The 1,260-nt window shown below is 65.6% G+C and carries 1 protein-coding gene; it reads right to left on the reverse strand.

Annotation, left to right across the window (positions count from 1 at the left end; genetic code table 11):
• The coding region (locus HMPREF2581_RS19080) for a condensation domain-containing protein (protein ID WP_139181919.1) at positions 1-1,260 on the reverse strand (1,260 nt) is incomplete at both ends.

Consider the following 1,260-nt stretch of genomic DNA (forward strand, 5'->3'; position numbering starts at 1 on the left):
TGGAGCCGGAGGTGTAGATCACATAGGCCAGGTTCTCCGGCCGCAGGTTCACCACCGGATCATCCGTGGACACCGATGCGTCCCGTTCCAGGCGGTCGATGGAGAGCACCTCCAGCCCTTCGTGCAAAGGCAGCCCGGGCAGCAAATGCTCCTGGCTGAGCAACAGGCCGACGGCGCTGTCCTCGAGCATGTGACGCAAACGGTCCTGCGGATAGGTCGGGTCCAGCGGCACATAGGCACCACCGGCCTTGAGGATCGCCAGCAGACCGACCACCATGTCCAGCGAGCGCTCGACGGCGATTCCCACCAGCACATCGGGACCGACGCCACGCGCTATCAGGCAGTGAGCCAGACGATTGGCGCGGGCGTTGAGCTCGGCGTAGCTCAACGCCTGCCCCTCCAGCGCCAGTGCTTGCGCCTGCGGACGCAGACGGGCCTGCTCCTGGATCTGCAACTGGACCAGGGGCGGCAACCCACCCTCGTCGGCGTTCTCTGCCCAGGCCCGCAACAGGCAATCGCGCTCCTCGTCCAGCAACAGCGGCAACTCGGCGACCGGCCGGCCCGGTTCGGCCACGATGCCGCGCAGGAGATTCTGCCAGTGCCGAGCCAGGCGCTCGACGGTCGAGGCCTCGAACAGATCCGTGGCATAGCCGAACGATGCCCAGATACCGTCCTCGGCCTCGTGCACGTCCAGCGTCAGGTCGAAGGCCACGGAGCTGCTCCGCCACTCCATCCGCTCCAGCGACAGGCCTGGCAGTTGCACGCCCTGGTTGGCCGAACGAGAGTCGGCCTGGTGATTGAACATGACCTGGAACAACGGGTTGTGGCCGAGGCTGCGTTCCGGCTGCAAAGCCTCCACCAGTTGCTCGAACGGCAGGTCCTGGTGCGCCTGTGCCTCCAGCGCGCGCTGGCGGGCCTGGGCCAGCAACTCGTCGAAACCCATCCGGCCATTGATGTCGGCCTTGAGCACCTGGGTGTTGACGAAGAAACCGATCATCCGCTCGGTTTCAACCCGGTTACGGTTGGCGATCGGCACGCCGACACGGATATCCGCCTGTCCGCTATAGCGATGCAACAGCGCCTGGAAGGAAGCCAGCAACAGCATGAACATGGTCACACCCTTGCGCTGAACCAGCTGTTTCAAGGCAAGGGCCAGGTGTGGCTCCAGCTCCAGGTCCAATTGCGCTCCACGATAGCTGCGCAGCGGCTGCCGCGGGTGATCGAGGGGCAACTCCAGCACCGGCTGCTCGCCGCCCAGCA

It is taken from the genome of Pseudomonas sp. HMSC057H01, assembly GCF_001836405.1.
Lineage (GTDB): Bacteria > Pseudomonadota > Gammaproteobacteria > Pseudomonadales > Pseudomonadaceae > Pseudomonas > Pseudomonas aeruginosa.